Genomic DNA, 13,204 nt, shown 5'->3' with positions numbered 1-13,204 from the left:
TGGATGGACACCGGCCGGCCCGCCTTGCGTTGCTCATGAAGCGGCGCGTTCCTGCGAGGCCAGCACCCGCTCGCCCCGGTCGGCCCGGGCGTCCAGGCCGGGCAGCAGACCGGGCACCGCGATGCTCGGCAGTATGTGCGCCCACATCACCGACAGCCGCTCCCCGAGATCCGTGCGATCCGTCAGCGCCCGTGACATCAACTGGATCCCGGTGAACGAGCCCACCAGCAGTTCCACCGTCTCCCGCGGCTTCACCGTCGGCAGCAACTCGCCCCGCTCCCGCGCCAGCTCCAGCAGCTCGGTCAGCCGCTGCGCCCACTGCCGGAACGGCTCCCCGTGATCCACGCCGGACGGCGTCTCCTGGTCCACCGCCAGCCGCACACTGCCCCGCAACAGAGCGTTGCTCAGGAGCCGTTGGCCCACCACGAACGTCATGTCGACGATCTCCTGCAGTTTGCAGGGCTGCGGCGGAACCGCCCCGAAGGGCACCTGCTCGTTGAGCACCGCCTGGGCGAGGGACTCCTTCGACGCGAAGTGGAAGTACAGGGCACCCTTGGTGACCTCGGCGCGCTCCAGAACCATGGCGATGGTGGTGGACGTGTAGCCGTGCTCGTCGAAGACCGCACCGGCCGCTTCCAGGATCGCCCTGCGCGTCCTGATCGCGCGCTCCTGTTTCGCCATAAGAGCCCCTTCACGGCACCGAGTTGGCCGATGATCCCGCGATCGTGAGCGGGATCGGCCCGATCATAGGATGCCGCCGACTGATCTCATTGAAAACAAACCGGTCGCCTCGTACTCTAACGCTCACTGGAGCGGACGGTTCGCCGTCCACCGTGGCCTTCGGGGGACCGTAGGGAGAGACATGACTCGACCGCGGCAGCTTGCCGACGCTCCGTCCCTGACAGCAACCGTTCCACGCCAGCTCGTGCACCGCGCCGCCGTCGCGGAGACCTTCCTCACCGGCTGGCGGCGCACCGGGACAGACCGTTTCGCGGTCTCCGCCCAGTGGCCCCGGGCGCACGGATTACACGTGTCGCCGGACTGGTCCGCGTACGACCCGCTGCTCGTCGTCGAGACGATCCGGCAGGGCGGCACGCTGATCACCCACACCGAGTACGACGTGCCCCTGGACCACCACTTCGTGCTCCAGGAGTTCCGGGTCGGCACGGTTCCGGGGCAGTTGGAGGTCGGCCCGCTGCCGGCCGAGCCGGAGGTCGAACTCGTCTTCACCGACGTCCAGTACCGCGGCCGGCGTCCCGCCGCCGCCCGCTACACCGCGCACGTGCTGCGCGGCGGCGACCGTGTCGCCACCGCCGACGTCGCCTTCACCTGCGTGAGCGGGCCCGTCTACCGCAGACTCCGCGGCGGCCGCACCCCCGCCACCGTCACGGCCGTCCCCGTCCCGCCGGCTCTGCCCGCGGCCGAGGTCGACCGCGCCCTGCCCTCCGACGTCGTCCTCGCCGCCACCGACCGGCCCGCCCGCTGGCAGTTGAGAGTAAATACCGCGCACCCCGTTTTCTTCGACCATCCCCTCGATCACGTCCCCGGCATGCTCCTGCTGGAGGCCGCCCGCCAGGCGGCACGGCTGAGAACCGGCGACGGGCGGTCCCCGATGGCCTACCACGCGCACTTCCACCGGTACGCCGAACTGGACGAACCCGTCTGGATCGAGGCGAAGGAAGACCGCGGAACCGGCATACAAGTCCTGGGGCGGCAGGGGGAGTCGACGGTATTCGAGTGTCTGGTCGGTACCGCCACACGGTGAGCTGGTGTTTACTGGGGGTCAGAAACAAACGGCATGACCCGTTCTTTACCGGCCCAGGAGAGTTCAGGCGATGGCGAGGCAGTTACGCGCCGAACAGACCCGCGCGACGATCATCACGGCCGCGGCCGACCTGTTCGACCGGCACGGCTACGAGTCGACCAGCCTCAGTGACATCGTCGAGCACGCCCATGTCACCAAGGGGGCCCTCTACTTCCACTTCGCGGCGAAGGAGGACCTGGCCCACGCGATCATGGAGCTGCAGTCCCAGGCCTCGCGCAGGGTCGCCTGCGAGATAGACGACCGGGGCTACCCCTCCCTCGAAGCCCTGATGCGCCTCACCTTCGGCCTGACCCGGCTGTCGGTGGAGGGCCCCATAGCCCGTGCGGGCCTGCGGCTCGCCACCGGCGCCGTCCCGGTCCGGCCGCCCGTGCCGCACCCGTTCACCGAGTGGCTGGACCTGGTGTCCCGGCGGCTCGTGGGCGCGGTCAAGGAGGCCGACATCCATCAGGACGTCGACGTGGACGCGATCGCCCACTCGCTCGTCTGCTTCTTCGTCGGCACCCGCGTGGTGGGCCGCTCCCGCGAACCGAACACCCGCCTCCCGCGCCGCATGGCCGAGATGTGGCACGTCCTCATCCGCGGCCTGGTCCCGGTACCACGCCGCCCGCGCTATCTGAGCCTCGCGGCGCGGTTGGAACGGGAGGTCATGGCGGTGGTGTGAGGCCGGAGGGCCCCCGTCCTGGGCGGGGGCCGTCCTGGACGCGGCCGGCTGGGGCGCCTCGCGACGCGGTAGGGCGGCCGCGGCGGCCGTTGCCACCCGCGCGCCGGAGGGGGCGCGCGGGTGGCCGGACTTGAGCGGCGGGAGGGACTCTCGCGCCGACAGGACGGGGCGGTACGGGTCTGGGCACGGGGTACGGGGACTGCGGTCGGCGTGTCCGGGGTGCGCCCGCCGCTCAGTCTGCGGTGGACGGGCCCGCCGACGCCGGTGAGGGCGACGTCGGCGGTCGCACCACGGCTGCGGGTCGCCGTACCGGGCGCCGGTGAAGACGCGTCCGCCCGCCGGCTCGGCCGGCGGCGCCACGCCCGCCCCGGCGCGGCTGCCGCCGCGGCGGGCTCCTGACCTTCCGGCACGCACGGGCTGCCGGCAGGTCAGGCAGGGCGCCGGTGCATCCGGCTCGGCGGCCCGGCCTCCGGCGGAGGTCACGTGCCGCGGAGGTGGTACGCCCGCGCGATACGGTGAGCCGCATGCCCGACCCCTCCGCCCCGCCCGTGATCCTCGGCGACGAGCCCGGCTCCTTCCCCCACGGTGTCCTGGCCGAACGGCATCCGGCGATCATCCGGCAGGTACGGGACGCCTTCCCGTACGGCCCCGGCATCCACCACGCCCTCGACGCGCTGCTGGCGAGCTGCACCGAGGGCGTGATCGAACCGCTGCCCGCCGACGCGCACGACCGGGACCGGTGGCGGGCCTGGGGGCTGGACGCCTACGCGGGCCGCTCCTGGTTCGAGGTGCCCTGGCTGTGGTCGGAGAGCTACTTCTACCGCCGGCTCCTCGACGCCGTCGGCTACTTCGGCCCCGGCCCCTGGCAGGGCATCGACCCGTTCCGCCCCTTCAAGCTCGCCGAACTCGATTCCCCCGAGACCGACGAGGAGCTCGCCGCGCTCGACGGCCTCGGCACCCGCCCCGTCGACGAGCGGGCCCACGCCCTGCTGCACGGCTCGCTGTGGGGCAACCGCGCGGACCTCGGCTTCCGCCTGTCCGACGCGGGGGCGGAGGGCCGGGCCGCCGTACCGGGACTGGTCGCCGACGACAGCGAGGACCTCTGGTCGCTGCTTCCGTCCTCGGACACGGCCACCGGCACCGTGTGTCTCGTCGCCGACAACGCCGGCCGCGAACTGATCCCCGACCTCCTCCTCGTCGCCCACCTCCTCGCCCACGGGCGGGCCGGCCGGGTCGTCCTGCACGTCAAGCCGTACCCGTACTACGTCTCCGACGCCACGACGGCCGACGTCGTCGACGCCCTGCGCAGGCTGACGGCCGCACCGGGCGAGGCCGCCGCGTACGGCCGGCGCCTGTGGGCGGCCATGGCGGACGGCACCCTCGCGGTCCGCGCCCATCCCTTCGCCGCCGCCCCGCTGCCGTACGCGGAGCTGCCGGACGACCTGCGCGCGGAGTTCGCCGCGGCCGCCCTCACGCTGGTGAAGGGCGACCTCAACTACCGCCGTCTCGTGGGCGACCGGCTCTGGCCCCCGACGACCCCCTTCAGGGACGTCACCGCCCACTTCCCGGGACCGGTCGCCGCCCTGCGCACCCTGAAGTCCGACGTGATCACCGGCCTGACGGCGGACACCGAGGCCGCGCTGGTGGCTGCCGAGGGGCAGCTGTGGCGGACGGGCGGGACGCGTGCGCTGATCCAGGTGAGGAAGTGAGGAGGCGTCAGGAGGGCTCGCCGTCCGGGTCCGCCCTCAGGAAGTCCTCCACCACGCGGACCAGTTCCAGCGGCGTCTCGTCCATCGGGTAGTGCCCGGCGGCCGGGAGTTCGTACAGCTCGGCGCGCGGATACCAGCGCAGCCAGGTCTCGCGCATCAGCCCCGCGGAGAGCGCCGGGTCGAGGGCGCCGGTCACGGCGAGCGCGGGCACGGTCGCCCCCTCGGCCCGCTCGTGGAAGTCCTCGCCGGCCCACGAGTCCAGCCAGGAACGGAACGCCTTGGGGTCGCTGACCTCCAGCGAGCGGGCGACCATCCGGTCCAGCCAGGCGGCGGGGCGGCGGCCCCCGGTCGTGATGTCGAGGATCGCGCGCCGGTTCTCCGGCTTGTGCGCCGCGTCCGCGAACAGCTCCCACTGGTCGGGCGGCAGCGCCAGCCCCGACGCGGGCACCGGGGACACGCCGACCAGCCGCCGCAGCCGGTGCGGGGCGTGCGCCAGCAACCGCTGCCCGATCGCGCCGCCCATCGAGTGCCCGACCACCGAGAACCGCTCCCAGCCGAGCCGGTCGGCCAGCGCGACGAGGTCCCCCGCGGCCTCCGCGGTCGTGTACGTGCCGCCGAGGTCCTTGGCGGCGCCGTAGCCGCGCAGGTCCACCAGCGCGTACTGGAAGGCCGTACGGTCCAGGTCCGGCAGGACGGGCGCGAACGCGGACCGGTCGGCGAACCAGCCGTGCACCGCGAACACCTTGTGCGCACCGTCGCCGTGCAGCTCATGAGGGAGCACGAAAGAGGTCATGCGAGCAGGGTGACCGGTGGTCAGAGGCCCGGCAAGGGTGAGCGGCAGGCCGGCACCGAACGGGGGACCTTGTCGTAAACCGGCCGGAACCGGGGCGTGGCGCCCTATGCTGCCATCGGCCGACCGGGGGGAAGGGGTGCGTGCATGTCCCAGGTGGTCCGGGTGCGGGTGGACGGCTCGGAGGAGGAACTCCGGTCGTTCGCCCAGTGGTTGTGCGAGGAGCCGGACATCCGCCATAGGGCGCTGATCTCGTGGGAGGCTCCGCCGCCCGGTGAGGGTGAGATGGGGGGTGCGTTCGACGTGGTCAAACTCGTGATCGACAGCGGCTTCCAGATCTCGAGCCTCGGGCTCGCCTACGTCGCCTGGCGGGGCACCCGTCCGAGGCCCACCTCCGTCACGATCGAACGCGACGGCGTCCGGATCACCCTCGACGACAGCGACCCCGAGGCCGTCGCCCGACTCCTCAGGGCGCTCGACGAGTGAGCGCGCTTCCCGACCCGTCCACGTCCCGGGCGGTCCTGATCGGGACCAGCGAGTACACCAGCCCGAACCTGGACGGACTGCCCGCCGTCGCCGCCAACCTCAAGGCACTTGCCGACCTGTTGTGCGCCCCGGACGTGTGGGGGCTCCCCGCACAGAACTGTGTCGTGGTCACGAACCCGACCACCCCCAGGGAACTGGTCCACCCCATCGCCCAGGCGGCCGCCGAGGCCACCGACACCCTGCTGGTGTACTACGCGGGCCATGGGCTGACCATGCCCATGGCGCCCGCGCTTCACCTGTCCCTGCGGGACTCCGAGCCGAACCTCTCCTACACCTGCGTCTCGTACGAGAGCGTCCGTGAGCAACTGGTCGCGACGCGAGCACGGCGCCGCATCGTCGTCCTCGACTGCTGCTTCAGCGGACATGCTCTGGGGATGGCCTCGGGTGATCCGTCCACCAGGGTGGTCGAGGAGGCGGGCGGTTTCACGGAGGGCACCTACCTGATGGCCGCAGCCGGCAGCACCAAGAAGGCCATCTCCGTCCCCGGCGAGCCCTACACGGCGTTCACCGCCGAACTCCTCCGACTGCTCTCCGACGGCCTTCCCGGCGGAGACCGTTACCTCGATCTCGACACCCTCTTCCAGCACGTGGACGCGCGCCTGCGAGCCAAGCGGCGGCCCGAGCCCCAGCGCCGCGTCCACAACACCGCCGGCCGTGTCGCCTTCCACAACCGTGCCTTCGTCGCCGACGTCGAAGCCCCGACCGCCGACACGCCGGCACCGCCGCTGACGGCCGGCGCGACGGCGGTGGTCCTGCGGACCCTGATCGAGTCGGCCCGGGCGGACCGGTCCGCGCGACTGGCCACGGCCGCACGGGGACCGGCAGCCGAGGTGGCCGAGCTGGCCTGCCTGCTTCCCAAGGCAGGAATGAGCTACGAGGTCCGGGACTTCCTGGAGAAGGCGGCCCGGGACCGGCCGGTTCGCGAGATCGTCTCCCTGGTCGCAGGCCTGCACAAGGACGAGCGGCACGCCGCCCGGTACACGTCCATCGTCCTCACGGAGGCAGCTGGTCTCGCCGTCCCCGACGTCGCGGACCTGATCGCCGGGCTCCCGGCCGACGACGCGGACACTCTGATACGGCACCTCAGCCAGTGGTCACCGATCGATCGTCTGGTCGAACTGACGCGCACTCTCCGGGCCCGCGGCCTGCGCGCGCAGGCCTCCGCCCTGATCGGCGGCGCGGCAGGCGGGAGGAGTGACCTGGTCGGCCTCTTCTCGGTACTGGTCGACCAAGGGCGCGACGGCGACGTCGAGTTGCTGCTCCGGGGGTCCGAGAACTGGAGTCGGCGGCAGCGCCGCTCCATCGACGAGGTGCTGAGGACATCCTCCCTCGACCGCACGACATGGCGCCCACTGCTGCGCAGACACGCCTTCCACTCACCCAAGTCCATCCGTGCGGAGTTCGTTCGCACCTACGCCGTCCTCCTGGCATTGTCGACCACCCTGTCGACTGTCGACCGCAACGTCCACGGTGTGCCCCGTACGGTCGTCCTGTTCGGCGGAGCAACCCTGCTGTTCGCCTACGGCGTCCACGCCGCCCACAGGATCGTGCTGACACATCCGAACCACTACCTGGGCGTGATCGGGGGCGCCACCTTTGTCGCGGGCCTGAGCCTCCCGATCGCGAGTGTGTTCCAGTACGCCGTCACAGGGGTACTGGCCGCGTTCGTGTGGTTCCTCCACAGACGCCTGCGGGACACGCGTCGCGTGCGGGCCTGGTACAGCGAGGTCATCGCCGGGCGCCGGCTGAACAGCCCCTGGGCCATGCACGGTCTGGCCTCCCTGGAAGCGGAGGAGGGGAACGTGGAAACAGCCCGGCGCTGGTACCGCCGAGCCGCTGACACCGATGCGGTGGTGGCGCCCCGGGCCATGCTGGACCTTGGCCTTTTCGAGGAGCGGCAGGGCGACCTGGACGCGGCACGCGCGTGGTTCACCAAGGCGGCGGCCCAGAAGGACACGGCAACGGCCGCCCGCGCCATGGTGCATCTGGGCATCCTCGAGGAGCGGCAGGGGGCCTGGAAGGCCGCGGCCGACTGCTACCACCGGGCGATCGAGACCGAACGCCTCTACACCGCATGGAACGTGTACATCCTCGATCTCCTGCCGAGCGACGGCACCATCACGGGCCCTCTCCGCGACCGGTACGCCAGATCCGTCACGAAGAGGGCCGACGCGGCGCCCTGGGCCATGCACAACCTCGGTCTGATCGAGGAACGCCAGGGCAACGCGGACGCGGCACGTGACTGGTACTCCAAGGTGGCGGCCCTCGGGAACGCGGAGGCGGCGAGCCGCGCGTCCGAGGGCCTCGCGCGACTGAGTCGGCCAGTGCGCTGACCCTGCCACTGTGCGACCCCGTCGTCCCCGCTCACCGGAGCGGCCACCCCCGGCTGTCCTCACGCCCCGCCGTCGAGGTGCACGGTCGTCTCCCCAAGACGCCGGCGGACGCGCTCGACCGGTGCTCCACGGCAGCCAGAAGCGGACAATTTGCTTACGATGCAAGGCGTTTCGCCCGGTTCACGCGATGGTGTGATCATGTGCCGCCCCGTGGATGGCCGTTGGTGGGCGCGGGTAGGGCCCGGCCATGACGCAGCCGTTCGAACTCCCGCACTTCTACATGCCGTATCCCGCGCGGCTGAACCCGCATGTCGACGAGGCCCGGGCCCACTCGACCGAATGGGCGCGGGCGATGGGCATGCTGGAGGGATCCGGGATCTGGGAGCAGGCCGACCTGGAGGCGCACGACTACGGCCTGCTCTGCGCCTACACCCACCCCGACTGCGACGGCCCCGCCCTGTCACTGATCACCGACTGGTACGTGTGGGTGTTCTTCTTCGACGACCACTTCCTCGACATGTTCAAGCGGACCCCGGACCGCGCCGCGGGCAAGGCGCACCTGGACCGGCTCCCGCTGTTCATGCCGCTGGACCTCTCGACTCCCCTGCCCGAACCGTGCAATCCGGTCGAGGCGGGTCTCGCCGACCTGTGGGCGCGTACGGTGCCGGCGATGTCGCAGGAGTGGCGGCGCCGGTTCGCCGTCGCCACCGAGCACCTGCTCAACGAGTCGATGTGGGAGCTGTCCAACATCAACGAGGGGCGGATCGCCAACCCCGTCGAGTACATCGAGATGCGCCGCAAGGTGGGCGGCGCCCCCTGGTCGGCCGGGCTGGTGGAGTACGCGACCGCCGAAGTCCCGGCGTCCGTCGCGGAGTCGAGGCCGCTCAGGGTGCTGATGGAGACCTTCTCCGACGGCGTGCACCTGCGCAACGACCTGTTCTCCTACCAGCGCGAGGTCGAGGACGAGGGAGAGCTCAGCAACGGCGTCCTGGTGCTCGAGAAGTTCTTCGGCTGCACCACCCAGGAAGCGGCCGACACCGTCAACGACATCCTCACCTCCCGCCTCCACCAGTTCGAGCACACCGCCCTCACCGAAGTGCCCGCGCTCGCCCTGGACAAGGGCCTGCGGCCCGACGAGGTCGCCGCCGTCGCCGCGTACACCAAGGGACTTCAGGACTGGCAGTCCGGTGGTCACGAGTGGCACATGCGCTCCAGCCGGTACATGAACGAGGGCGCGACCTCCACCGCGCCCTGGCAGAAGCTCACCGGCCCCGGCACCTCCGCCTCCGACATCGGCGCCCTCCTCGCCTCGGCCGCCGCGAAACGTCTGCGCGCCTACACGCACATGCCGTACGAGAAGGTCGGGCCGTCCCTGCTGCCCGACTTCCACATGCCCTTCCAGGTGGAGCTGAGCCCGCACCTGGACCGGGCCCGCCACACCCTCGTCGAGTGGACGCGCCGCATGGGCATGCTGTCCGAAGGCGTCTGGGACGAGGACAAGCTCGACTCGTGCGACCTGGCGCTGTGCTCGGCCGGCCTGGATCCCGACGCCACACCCGAGGCCCTCGACCTCAGCGCCGCGTGGCTGGCGTTCGGCACCTACGGCGACGACTACTACCCACTCGTGTACGGCCACCGCCGCGACCTGGCCGCGGCCAGGTCCACCACCGCCCGCCTGTCGGCCTGTATGCCCGTCGACGGCGAGGACACCATCGTCCCGGTGAACGCCATGGAACGGTCGCTGCTCGACCTGTGGGCGCGGACCACCACCGGGATGACCCCCGACCAGCGGCGCACCCTGCGCGAGGCGGTCGACGCGATGACCGAGAGCTGGGTGTGGGAGTTGTCCAACCAGCTCCAGAACCGCGTCCCCGATCCCGTCGACTACCTGGAGATGCGGCGCGCCACCTTCGGCTCCGACCTCACCCTGAGCCTGTGCCGCATGGGCCACGGCCCCGCCGTTCCGCCGGAGATCTACCGCAGCGGCCCCGTCCGCTCCCTGGAGAACGCGGCCATCGACTACGCCTGCCTGATCAACGACGTCTTCTCGTACCAGAAGGAGATCGAGTACGAGGGCGAGATCCACAACGCGATCCTCGTCGTACAGAACTTCTTCGGCTGCGACTACCCGACCGCACTCGGCATCGTCCATGACCTGATGACCCAGCGCATGCGGCAGTTCGAGCACGTCATCGCCCACGAACTGCCCGTTCTGTACGACGACTTCGACCTGTCCGCCGAGGCCCGCGAGGCCATGCGCGGATACGTCACCGACCTGCGGAACTGGCTGGCGGGCATCCTGAACTGGCACCGCGAGGTCGACCGTTACAAGGCCGCCTACCTGGCCCGCCGGGCCCACGGCTTCCTTCCGGACCGCCCGCCGGCCGCCCCCGCCCTGCCGGTCGGCTGACGTCTCACACGGGCCGGCTGACCGACCTCTGCGCGGAGTGCTCGACCGCGGCTCGCGCCAGCCCCCGGACCATCGGGTGCGGCTGCGAGCCGTCGCCGGACAGCTCCGGCTGGAAGAGGGAGGTCAGGAAGAAGGGGTGGCCGGGGAGTTCCGCCATACGCACCGCACCCGTCGCGTCCCACCCGGAGAAGCGCAGGCCGTGGGCGCGGAGGGTGTCGGCGTGGCTGGACAGGCCGTAGTGGCAGGAGTAGCGCTCGACAGTGCGGTCCGCGCCGAGCAGGGCGTGGGCGAGCGAGCCCGGCTCCAGCAGGACGGTGTCCTCGTGGCCGGCGAGGGAGCAGGCCAGCGGTTCGAGGAGGAAGTCGTCGGCGTCCGGGTCGTTCTCGGCGTGCGCCACGTGCGTCAGGCCGCAGACGTTCCGGGCGAACTCCAGCAGCGCGTGCTGGAAGCCGCCGCAGGTGCCGAGGAAGGGGATGCCCTCCTCGCGTGCGGTGCGGATCGCGGACAGGACGCCCGCCTCGCTGCGGTACGGGCTGCCCGGCACCACCCACACCGCGTCGAAGCCGCGTACGGCGTCCTCGGCCTCGGCGTCCTGCGAGGGGACCCAGTACGCGTCGAGGACCAGCCGGTCCCGGGAGGCGAGGGCGTCCAGCAGGAGCGGGATGCGGGTGTGGGAGACGACGTTGGGGGAGTGGTCGCCGACGAGGGCGACCTTGGCGATCTGAGCTGCGCTGTCGGTCATGCCCTCATCCTCGGAGCGCGCCCCACTTCACGTCCAACGATGATTTCTGCTCTCTCCATAAGCAGAACTGATGCGACCCTGGGCGCATGGACCCGCACCTCCTGCGCACCTACGTCACGGTGGCCCGCCTCGCCTCCTTCTCCGAAGCCGCGCGCGCCCTCGGCTACACCCAGTCGGCCGTGTCCCAGCACATCGCCGCCCTCGAACAGGACCTCGGCGCGCCGCTGCTCACCCGCCGCCCCGTCGCCCCGACGGCGGCCGGCGAGCGACTCCTCGAACACGCGGGCCCGCTGCTGCTGCGCCTGGACGCGGCCCGCGCGGACGTCGCCCGCATGGCCGCCGCCCCCGCCCACGGCCTCACGCTGGCCACCTCACCGACCGCCCTCACTCCCACGGCCCTCGCCGCGCTGCCACCCGCCGGCGTGACCCTGCGCGTGCTCGCCCGCGACGAGGTCCCCGCCGCCGTCGCCACGGGCACGGCCGACCTGGGCCTCGTCGACGGCCTCGCCGCCCCCAGCGACCCGCTCCGCCTCCCCGACGTGGCCCCGCTGACCACGTACGGCGTCGGCGAGGAACCCGTCTGCGTCCTGCTGCCCACCGCCCACCCCCTCGCCCGGCGCCCCGGCCTGCGCCTCGGCGACCTCGCCGACGCCCGCTGGATCGACGCCCCCGACACGGGCCTGCCCCTGTCCCACCTGCGCGCCGCGAACGGCGGCCACGGCTTCCGCACCGCCCTCCGCTACGACGGCACCGACGTCCGCGTCCTCACCGCTCTCGCCGCGGCGGGCCACGGCCTGACCCTCCTGCCCCGCTCGGCGGCCACGGGCGTACCGGGCACGGCAGCCGTCCCGCTCGAGAAGCCGCGGCTCGTCCACCGGGTGCAGCTCGTGCACGCGGGGACGCCGACGGGGGCGGCTCGGGCGTTGGCGGAGGCGCTGTCCGTGCGGGAGTGAGGGGCGCTGTCGGTACGGGAGTGAGGGGCGCTGTCCGTACGGGAGTGAGGGGCGCGGGCACGTCGAGGGGGTTCGGCGGGCCGGCGGGGACTACCGCTTCTGACCCTCCGTCAGTCTCACTCGTTCGTGGCTCGTGCGGCTCCGGGGCGCCGGGTAGACCCCAGCCGGAGGCGATCCATGAAACAGACTGCGTTGCGTCCCAAGCCGATGCCCGGGCAGGAGCCCGGCGGCGGCACCCGCCCGGGCCGCCCGGGCCGACGCCCGCACGCCGCGCGCCGTCGCGGCCGGCGGCTGACGACCCTGCTCTTCGGCCTGTTCGTCGGCCTGGTCCTGGTTCTGTCCGGGATCGGCCTCGGCACCGTCGGGGCCACCGTGATCGGCATGAGCAAACTGGCCGAACTGCAACGTCAGACGGGCCGGGGGGTGCCAGGAGCGCTGGGTACCACGTCCGCCCCGGCCGGTCCGGGCCCGTCCGTGCCGACCGGGGCGGCCCCCCCGTCGCCGGACCGCGCCGACGCCAGCCTGGGCGTGGAAATCGTGGACGCGGAGAAGTCGGGCGCGAAGATCGTCGCCGTCCATGTGCCCGGCCCCGGCTACACGGCCGGGCTGGTCCGTGGTGACGTCCTGCTGATGTTCGGCGAGACACGCATCGACTCGGCCGACGACCTCGTGCGAGCGGTCGACGAGGCGCGTCCGGGGCGGGAAGTGATGCTGACGGTGCGTCACCGAAGCGGTGGCTACCAGCAGTTGGTGGTGGTCCCCGGCGTCGTCACGTGACGGGCCGGACCGCCTGGCGGACTGGACGGGATGTTCCCGCGGTGCTCGCCCTCCCTCATCCGCCGGGGGTCCTGCACGACCCCCTGCCCGACTCCTGCGGGCTGGGCGGCCCCGCGGGCTGACCGCCCTGCTGGAGCGCCGCCCGGAGATCGCCGGGATCATCACGGGCCATGCCCACACGCTCGTCGCCACCACCTTCGCCGGGCGCCCGCCCGACTGATGCGGTGTCTGCGTCCAGACGTCAGGCCTAAGGGGATGACGATGTGCAGCCATTGGCCGAGTCCCGGGAGCCGGACGTCCTCACCTCCCCCCGAGGCCCGCCCCTTCCCCTGTTCCGCTGTTCCGCCTGTTCCGCTGTTCCGCGTGAAAGCCACGCAATCGGCTCGCGCCGCCCACGCTGTCCGGGCAGGATGCTGCCCGTAGCCACCACGTCCCGCACAAGCCCGTCAGGGAGGCCC

The 13,204-nt window shown here is 72.2% G+C and carries 11 protein-coding genes; 8 read left to right on the top strand and 3 right to left on the bottom strand.

What is annotated here, in order from left to right:
• Nucleotides 1–33 precede the first annotated feature (33 nt).
• Nucleotides 34–681, bottom strand: coding sequence for a ScbR family autoregulator-binding transcription factor (locus IE263_RS24190; protein ID WP_189939832.1), 648 nt, complete (start codon nucleotides 679–681; stop codon nucleotides 34–36).
• A 181-nt stretch (nucleotides 682–862) separates the two neighbouring features.
• On the opposite strand from IE263_RS24190, the gene IE263_RS24185 reads away from it, so the two are divergent.
• The 3 genes from IE263_RS24185 to IE263_RS24175 all read left to right on the top strand — a co-directional run bounded on the left by IE263_RS24185 (nucleotide 863) and on the right by IE263_RS24175 (nucleotide 4,195).
• Complete coding sequence (locus IE263_RS24185; RefSeq protein WP_189939831.1) at nucleotides 863–1,765, top strand: ScbA/BarX family gamma-butyrolactone biosynthesis protein; 903 nt, start codon at nucleotides 863–865, stop codon at nucleotides 1,763–1,765.
• Nucleotides 1,766–1,835: 70 nt separating this feature from the next.
• The gene (locus IE263_RS24180; protein WP_189939830.1) at nucleotides 1,836–2,486 is read left to right on the top strand and encodes a ScbR family autoregulator-binding transcription factor; all 651 of its coding nucleotides are present in this window, start codon (nucleotides 1,836–1,838) and stop codon (nucleotides 2,484–2,486) included.
• 524 nt (nucleotides 2,487–3,010) lie between these two features.
• Entirely contained in the window at nucleotides 3,011–4,195 is a 1,185-nt protein-coding gene (locus IE263_RS24175) for a damage-control phosphatase ARMT1 family protein (RefSeq protein WP_189939829.1), read from the top strand.
• Between the two features lie 7 nt (nucleotides 4,196–4,202).
• Here the strand turns inward: IE263_RS24175 and IE263_RS24170 are convergent, their stop codons facing one another.
• Nucleotides 4,203–4,988, bottom strand: coding sequence for an alpha/beta fold hydrolase (locus tag IE263_RS24170; protein WP_189939828.1), 786 nt, complete (start codon nucleotides 4,986–4,988; stop codon nucleotides 4,203–4,205).
• A gap of 144 nt (nucleotides 4,989–5,132) precedes the next feature.
• On the opposite strand from IE263_RS24170, the gene IE263_RS24165 reads away from it, so the two are divergent.
• The 3 genes from IE263_RS24165 (at nucleotide 5,133) to cyc2 (ending at nucleotide 10,274) form a co-directional block, all read left to right on the top strand.
• Nucleotides 5,133–5,471 (top strand): effector-associated constant component EACC1, encoded by a 339-nt coding sequence (locus tag IE263_RS24165; protein WP_189939827.1) that lies wholly within the window; start codon nucleotides 5,133–5,135, stop codon nucleotides 5,469–5,471.
• Nucleotides 5,468–7,864, top strand: a complete 2,397-nt coding sequence (locus IE263_RS24160) for a caspase, EACC1-associated type (RefSeq protein WP_189939826.1) — start codon at nucleotides 5,468–5,470, stop codon at nucleotides 7,862–7,864. The genes IE263_RS24165 and IE263_RS24160 overlap by 4 nt, the downstream gene beginning before the upstream one ends.
• A gap of 247 nt (nucleotides 7,865–8,111) precedes the next feature.
• A complete protein-coding gene (gene cyc2, locus IE263_RS24155) occupies nucleotides 8,112–10,274 on the top strand; it encodes a germacradienol/geosmin synthase Cyc2 (RefSeq protein ID WP_189939825.1) in 2,163 nt (720 codons plus the stop codon).
• A gap of 4 nt (nucleotides 10,275–10,278) precedes the next feature.
• Here cyc2 and IE263_RS24150 read toward each other — a convergent pair whose 3' ends face one another.
• Entirely contained in the window at nucleotides 10,279–11,016 is a 738-nt protein-coding gene (locus IE263_RS24150) for a CTP synthase C-terminal region-related (seleno)protein (RefSeq protein ID WP_189939824.1), read from the bottom strand.
• 86 nt (nucleotides 11,017–11,102) lie between these two features.
• Here IE263_RS24150 and IE263_RS24145 point away from each other — a divergent pair, with 86 nt between their 5' ends.
• Nucleotides 11,103–11,969: a LysR family transcriptional regulator gene (locus IE263_RS24145; protein WP_189939823.1), complete on the top strand. Its 867-nt coding sequence runs from the start codon at nucleotides 11,103–11,105 to the stop codon at nucleotides 11,967–11,969.
• Nucleotides 11,970–12,146: 177 nt separating this feature from the next.
• Nucleotides 12,147–12,746 (top strand): PDZ domain-containing protein, encoded by a 600-nt coding sequence (locus IE263_RS24140; protein ID WP_189939822.1) that lies wholly within the window; start codon nucleotides 12,147–12,149, stop codon nucleotides 12,744–12,746.
• Nucleotides 12,747–13,204: the final 458 nt, after the last annotated feature.

Origin of the sequence: Streptomyces aurantiogriseus (genome assembly GCF_014649375.1) — a bacterium.
Taxonomy (GTDB): domain Bacteria; phylum Actinomycetota; class Actinomycetes; order Streptomycetales; family Streptomycetaceae; genus Streptomyces; species Streptomyces aurantiogriseus.
This window is presented reverse-complemented; position numbering and strand designations above follow the sequence as displayed.

Coding starts and splice junctions, on each gene's coding strand:
- IE263_RS24150 (WP_189939824.1), bottom strand. CDS start 11,016: ATGACCGACAGCGCAGCTCAGATCGCCAAGGTCGCCCTCGTCGGCGAC.
- IE263_RS24165 (WP_189939827.1), top strand. CDS start 5,133: ATGTCCCAGGTGGTCCGGGTGCGGGTGGACGGCTCGGAGGAGGAACTC.
- IE263_RS24140 (WP_189939822.1), top strand. CDS start 12,147: ATGAAACAGACTGCGTTGCGTCCCAAGCCGATGCCCGGGCAGGAGCCC.
- IE263_RS24185 (WP_189939831.1), top strand. CDS start 863: ATGACTCGACCGCGGCAGCTTGCCGACGCTCCGTCCCTGACAGCAACC.
- IE263_RS24190 (WP_189939832.1), bottom strand. CDS start 681: ATGGCGAAACAGGAGCGCGCGATCAGGACGCGCAGGGCGATCCTGGAA.
- IE263_RS24145 (WP_189939823.1), top strand. CDS start 11,103: ATGGACCCGCACCTCCTGCGCACCTACGTCACGGTGGCCCGCCTCGCC.
- cyc2 (WP_189939825.1), top strand. CDS start 8,112: ATGACGCAGCCGTTCGAACTCCCGCACTTCTACATGCCGTATCCCGCG.
- IE263_RS24170 (WP_189939828.1), bottom strand. CDS start 4,988: ATGACCTCTTTCGTGCTCCCTCATGAGCTGCACGGCGACGGTGCGCAC.
- IE263_RS24175 (WP_189939829.1), top strand. CDS start 3,011: ATGCCCGACCCCTCCGCCCCGCCCGTGATCCTCGGCGACGAGCCCGGC.
- IE263_RS24180 (WP_189939830.1), top strand. CDS start 1,836: ATGGCGAGGCAGTTACGCGCCGAACAGACCCGCGCGACGATCATCACG.